The sequence below is a fragment of the Nonomuraea sp. NPDC049400 genome (assembly GCF_044466425.1).
GTDB lineage: Bacteria > Actinomycetota > Actinomycetes > Streptosporangiales > Streptosporangiaceae > Nonomuraea.
Genome location: NZ_JBITMP010000043.1, coordinates 94380 through 100649, shown reverse-complemented (window position 1 = coordinate 100649; position 6270 = coordinate 94380). Strand labels below are relative to the sequence as shown.

Below are 6270 nucleotides of genomic sequence, written 5' to 3'. Positions count from 1 at the left end.
GCTCTCGAAGAGCACCTTGCTCGGCGCGTCACGGAACGCTCCGGCGATCTGGGTCCACGAGGCGTTGAAGCGGGCCACCACCTCGTCGCGGTTGGTGGCCATCTTGGAGATCCACTGCCACGAGTCGTGGTGGACGTTGATCAGGACGTAGAGGTCGGAGGCGAGCGCCAGGTCGACGACCTCCTTGACCCGGTTCATCCACTTCGCGTCGATAGTGTACGGCGCGGTGGCGGACTGGTGGTCGGTCCAGGTGACGGGGATGCGGACGCTACGGAAGCCCTGGGCACGGACGGTTTCGAACAGAGCCTTGGTGGCCGGCGGGTTGCCCCATGAGGTCTCGTCGGGGAACGCGTCCAGCGTGTTGCCCAGGTTCCAGCCGGGCTGCATCGCCGCCACGACGTCCATCGCGCTGCGGACGCCCTTGTCGGCCGAGGCCGCGGTGGGGCTGCTGACCAGCCCCACTACGGTGATCAGTGCGATGAGGAGGCTCGCCGCGCGTGAGAGGGGGGGTTTCCTCATTTCTTCCCTTCCATGAGTCGCCACCGCGCCTGCTGCGCCGTGGGGTGGATGCGGTGGATGAGGATCAGGCAGGAGGCCGGCGCCGGCAGTTCATGGCGTGACCTCGTAGTCGAACCAGTCGAAGTGGACGGTGCCGGTCGCGGCGTACATGCCGACCACCCGGCCGGTGAAGCCGCCCGCCACCTCGGTGGACAGGTAGCGGCCGTCAAGCGTGGCGAGCGCGGGCAAACCCTCGATACCGAACGCCAGCGTGTCGGGCCCGGAGCACGGATCACCCGGCCGCCGCGGCTCGCCGGTCTGGACGGAGAGCACCATCGGACCCGCCGAAACCTCCTGCTCAGCCACCACGGTCCGCACCGACCCGATGCGCGCGATCACCCGGACCCGGCCCTCGCCCGCTTCGATCTCGTAGTGGTGGTCCTCGTCCAGCCGGACCGCCAGCCCGCCGCGCCCCTGCGAGGGGTCGATCAAAGTGCGGGCGTGCCACCTCAGGTGCTGAGCGCGGCGGCCGAGGAAGGTCACGTCCCGCTCGTCCAGCGAGGCGCCGCGAGCGTGGAGGGTGAGCCATCCGGCGCGCTCCTTCGTGGTGGCTTGGCGGCTGCGCACCGAGATCCATGAGGTGTCGAACCTGGGCAGGTCGAAGTCGTCCATGAACGGTCCCGCCGGAGTACCGGAGACGATCTCGCCGACGACCGGCCAGCCGCCCTCCCAGCTCACCGGGGCGAGGAAGGTCTCGCGGCCCAGGACGTGCCAGCCGGGGGTGCCCCCGCCGGGCCGTACCCCGAGAAAGACCATCCACCAGGCCCCGTCAGGGGCCTGGACGAGATCGGCGTGGCCGGTGTTCTGGACGGGGTGGAGGGTGCCGCGGTGGGTCAGGATCGGGTTGGCCGGGCACGGCTCGAACGGCCCGTCGGGCGCGGGCCCGCGGGCGATCGAGACGGCGTGACCCCGTTCGGTGCCGCCCTCGGCGATCATGAGGTACCAATGATCGCCGATCTTGTAGAGGTGCGGCGCTTCCGGCGCGAGCGCCCCCCGCGTTCCCGACCAGACCTGGTGCGGCTCGCCGAGAGTCTGTCCCGTCCGCGGTTCCAGGCGCACCTGCGCGCCTCCGGCAGTCGTGACCCAGCAGGTACCGTCGTCGTCCCAGGCCAGGTCGGGGTCGATGCCGTGGACGCCGGGCAGCGGGATCGGGTCGGACCAGGGCCCGGCCGGGTCGGTGGCGGTGAACAGCACGTTGCCGCCTGCGGCCACGACGGTGACGATCAGCCAGAACCGGCCGTCGTGGTGGCGGAGCGTGGGCGCGTAGACCCCGCCCGATGAGGGGGTTTCCGTGGTGAGGGGTAGCTGGCTCGGCCGCTCCAAGGCGTTGCCGAGCTGAGTCCACCGCACGAGATCGCGGCTGTGGAAGATCGGTATGCCCGGGAAGTACTCGAAGCTGGAGCAGGCGAGGTAGTAGTCATCGCCGACCCGGCAGATGCTGGGGTCGGGGTGGAAGCCGGGGACGATGGGATGGTGTGACACCCCTCGGGGTCCTTTCATCGGAGACGGAGCAGCACCGCTGATGGGGCGGTGGGCAGGGTCAAGGTGTGCTCTGTCAGGCGGGCCTTGCTGTCGGCGGGATAGAGCAGCTCCGCGCGGGGCACGTGGATCGTTTCTTCGCCGCCCCGCCGCCAGAGGGCGAGATAGGTGGCCGCCGGGGCGCGCAGGGACAGCGCGATCCACGGGTCATCCCAGGCAGGGAGGCCGAGCGGCCACGAGGGCACGGCCCGCGGCAGATCGGCCCGGATGTGCTTGTAGACCGCCACGGCCTCGTGGACGAGGGCGCGGGCACCTGAATCGAGCTCCGGAAGCGGACCTGAGAGGTGGATCCGCCCGAGGAGCGCGCTGACCATGGTGAAGGCCACCTCGTCCGGGGAGTCCTCCGGCTGCGGGTAGGCCCAGACCGCTCCCTGCTCGGGCGGGACCGCGGTGGGAGCGGAGGCGGCGATGGGCGCGTAGAGCCGGAGGTTCTGCTGGTCGCTGGTCGACTGCAGCTGCAAGCGGGAGAGCAGGCCGTAGTCGGAGCGCATGCCTCCCGAGGCGCAGTTCTCGATCACCAGGTGCGGGTACCGGTCCAGGACGCCGTCGAGCCAGTCGAGGTGGGCACGGTTGTGACCGAGCAGCCCGGCCGCGGGAGCCTCGCCGGGGTGGCTGCTCGTGCCGGAGCCGGGATCGATGTTGTGATCCAGCTTGAGGTAGCCGACGCCCCACTGTCCGGCGAGGCGGTCGACGACCCCGTCGAGGTGGGCGCGGGCGGCCGGGTGGCGCAGGTCCAGGTGGTGGCGGTGGTTCTCGACGACGCGGATGCCGTCGCGGCGGAAGAACGCCTCGTCGGGCAGGGAGGTGGCCAGGGGGCTGTGCACGCCGATCACTTCCGGTTCCAGCCACAGGCCGGGGATCATGCCGCGCTCCCGGATCCGGTCCAGGACTTCGCCGATGCCTCCGGGAAAGCGCGAGGCGGACGGCTCCCAGGCGCCGACGGTGTCCCACCAGCTCGCGTCGAGGTCGGCGTACCAGCCCGCGTCGATGACGAAGTACTCCGCCCCGGCCTCCGCTGCCGCGTCGATCAGGGGAAGCAGCTTGTCCGTGGTCGGGTCGCCCATCAGGCAGTTCATGTAGTCGTTGAAGATGACCGGCAGCCGCTCGTGGTCGTGGTGCGGGCGGCGGATGGTACGGCGGTAGCGGGTCAGCACGGCGAACGCCTCGTCGTGCTCGCCCACCGCGAGCGCGACGGGCACGGTGCGGAAGGTCTCGCCGGGGTTGAGGCGATGACGCCAGCCGTGCCGGCCGTCGCTGGGTCCGGACAGCGCCACGTAGGCCGTGCCTTCGCGCTCGCCGCACTCCCAGCGCCAGCCGCCGCCGTTGTGCTCGATCTGCCACAGCCACGTTCGGCCGCTCTCGCGGTCGTACAGGCCTCCCATCGGCAGGTGGCCGCAGCTCGACCAGACGCCCTGCCCGGCCAGGGTGAAGCAGTCCTTGCCGTTGCCGTACCTGACCCGGTCGCTGAGCTGGGGGGAGGTGAGCCGCAGCGGGCTGCGCCGCCACCGGTATTCGGCCAGCCAGTCGTTCTCGGCCCACATCAGGTCCGCGCTGCCTGCCGGGAAGCCGCCGGCCACGAGCGAGGTGACCGACTCCAGGATCAGCGGGTGCTCGCCTTCGTTGCGGAGAAGCACCTCGCTACGGAGCACGGGCAGGCCGTCCGGCGACCGGTGCCGCACCTCTGCGGTGAGACCGGTCTCCGGGTCGTGGAGCTCGACGGTGAGCTCGTCGTCGGTGACGTGCTGCCGCCGGCGGAGCATCCGCGCGCCGATGCTGGTGTCGATGAGCCGATGGCTCGACCAGTGGTGGCCGTGCCCGGTCGCGGTCACCTCGACGAGAGGCAGTCCCGACTCGAGCAGCTCGAGTCGCAGGGCGTCGATCACGGTGTTCTCCTTTTACGCAGTACGGCACAGCCGCCCGCCGGCAGCTCGGACACGTGGGCTCCCGTCAGCAGGTCGAGGCCGGGCTCGGGCAGGCTCACGGGATCGACGTCGTGGTTGAGGAAGAACTGCCACCGCGTGCCGTCCTGGGCGTGCCGTGTGACTGATTCGAGGCCGGGCGTCTCGGAGCCGACGATCTGGGTGATCAGGGCGGCGTAACCGGAATCGTCGAGCCGCGTGGAGAGATACCAGCCCTCCCCAGCGCCGAAGCGGTGCCAGGTGAGCGCGGGTTTCCCGGCGAGCATGCCGTGGGTGTAGGTGACGAGCGCTTCACCGTCGGCGCGCAGGGACTCGCTCCAGACCGTGGCCCGCGTGCCGTCTGACAGGGCGATCACCTCGTCCCGGCGGAGCGGCCGGTGTTCCTCGACGCGGATGCCGAGCGCTTCGCGCAGCGGCAGCGCCGGGTAGCCGCCGAGCCGGGCGTGGAGGCGGTCGTCGACGACGCCGCTGTAGTACTGGACGAGCAGCCTCCCACCGCCGGCGACGTAGTCGCGCAGGTTCTCCGCCCCGGCGTCGGAGAGCAGGAACAGGGACGGAGCCACCACGAACCGGTAGTGGCTCAGGTCGTGCTCGGGGTGGGCGAAGTCGGCCGTGATCCCGGCATCCCACAGCGCGCGATGGGCCCGGCGGAGCGCATCGTGGTAGTCGAGGTCCTTCGAGGGCAGGCCGTCGACCTCCATGGCCCACCAGGCGTCCGCGTCGTGCAGCACGGCCACCTTCGCGGTGACCGTCGAACCCGCGACCTCACCCAGTCGCGCGACGATCTCGCCGGCCTGCTGGATTTCGCGGAAGATCCGGCTGTCGGCACCCGCGTGCGGGATCATCGCCGAGTGCCAGGTCTCGGATCCGGCCCGGGACTGCCGCCATTGGAAGAACAGGGCGCCCTCCGAACCGCGGGCGATGTGGCCGAGGGTGTGGCGCAGGATCTCCCCGGGCTCTTTGCCCAGGACCCGGCCGCCGGAGTAGACGGTGTTCGTGCCCTGTTCCATCAGCAGCCAGGGGCGTCCGCCGGCGAACGAGCGGGCGCGGTCGGCGGCGAAGGCGGTGTCGGCGGCGGCGTCCAGGCCGGGCGCGTCCGGGTAGTGGTCGATGGTGACCAGATCGACCTCCCGGCCCAGGGCCCACAGGTCCACGTTCTGGTAGGCGGGAAGCATCATGTTGGTGGTCACCGGCCGGTCGCTGTGCGCGCGGATGGCGTCGCGCTGCTCCCGGTACGCGGCCAAGACCGTGTCCGACCAGAAGCGCCGGAAGTCCAGGTGCTGGCCCGGGTTCTTGTGCCATTGGGTGGCCCGCGGCGGCAGCACCTGCTCCCATGCGCCGTAACGCTGGCTCCAGAACTCCGTGCCCCAGGCCTCGTTGAGCGCCTCCAGCGAGCCGTGGCGCTGCTGGAGCCACTCCCGGAACGCGGCCGCGGTGTGATCACACCAGCAGAGCGTCGTGTACTCGTTGTGCACGTGCCACATCGCGACGCCCGGATGCGCGCCGTACCTCTCGGCCAGAGCTGTGGCGATGTTCCGTGCGGCGGTGCGGTAGGCGGGGGCGGCCAGGCAGTAGGTGTCGCGGCTGCCGTGGACGAGCTGGGTGCCGTCCGGCCCGACCGGGAGAGCGTCCGGGTGGGCCAGGGTGAACCACGGTGGTGGGGAGGCGGTGGGGGTGGCCAGGTCCACCGCGACGCCGTTGGCGTGCAGCCGGTCGAGGTGGGCATCCAGCCAGGCGAAATCGTAGCGGCCCTCCTCCGGCTCCAGCAGCGCCCAGGAGAAGACGCCGACGGTCGCCAGGTTGACGTGAGCCCGACGCATCAGCGCGTCGTCTTCCTTCCAGACGGCCTCGTTCCACTGCTCGGGGTTATAGTCGCCGCCGAAGAACAACATCACACCTCCAGGTGAGCGTCGTCGCGCAGGAGAAGCGGGATGCGCTCCAGCGGCGCGGCGACGGTGATCGTCTGACCGCCGGGATGCTCCTCGCCGGTCCACGCGCCGGTCCAGCGGGCTCCGGCGGGCAGGTGTACGGCTCGCGCGCGGGCTCCGGCCTCGGTAACCGGGGCGACGAGGAGGTCGGGGCCCAGCAGGGCCCCTGGAGGCGGCGCGTCGAGCAGCGCTCCCGGCAGGTCGTCGAGCAGGGGCCCGCCTGGCGTGGCCCGGACCCGGACGGCGTCCGGGCCCCACGGCTCGACGCGCAAGGTCTCGCCCTTGGCGCGCCATTCCAGTGCGTCGCCGAGGTCGCGAAAGTACAT

General features: G+C 71.2%; 5 protein-coding genes. All 5 read right to left on the bottom strand.

Features of this window, described 5'->3' with window-relative positions:
* The coding region (locus tag ACIBVN_RS44880) for a glycoside hydrolase family 5 protein (RefSeq protein WP_397146405.1) at window positions 1-519 on the bottom strand (519 nt) is incomplete at its 3' end.
* A gap of 90 nt (window positions 520-609) precedes the next feature.
* The gene (locus tag ACIBVN_RS44875) at window positions 610-2040 is read right to left on the bottom strand and encodes a glycoside hydrolase family 43 protein (RefSeq protein WP_397146404.1); all 1431 of its coding nucleotides are present in this window, start codon (window positions 2038-2040) and stop codon (window positions 610-612) included.
* A 14-nt stretch (window positions 2041-2054) separates the two neighbouring features.
* Window positions 2055-3980 (bottom strand): glycoside hydrolase family 36 protein, encoded by a 1926-nt coding sequence (locus ACIBVN_RS44870; RefSeq protein WP_397146403.1) that lies wholly within the window; start codon window positions 3978-3980, stop codon window positions 2055-2057.
* Window positions 3977-5908 (bottom strand): beta-galactosidase, encoded by a 1932-nt coding sequence (locus ACIBVN_RS44865; RefSeq protein WP_397146402.1) that lies wholly within the window; start codon window positions 5906-5908, stop codon window positions 3977-3979. Before ACIBVN_RS44865 ends, ACIBVN_RS44870 begins: the two co-directional genes overlap by 4 nt.
* On the bottom strand, window positions 5908-6270 hold the full coding sequence (locus tag ACIBVN_RS44860) for a hypothetical protein (protein WP_397146401.1): 363 nt from the start codon (window positions 6268-6270) through the stop codon (window positions 5908-5910). The genes ACIBVN_RS44865 and ACIBVN_RS44860 overlap by 1 nt, the downstream gene beginning before the upstream one ends.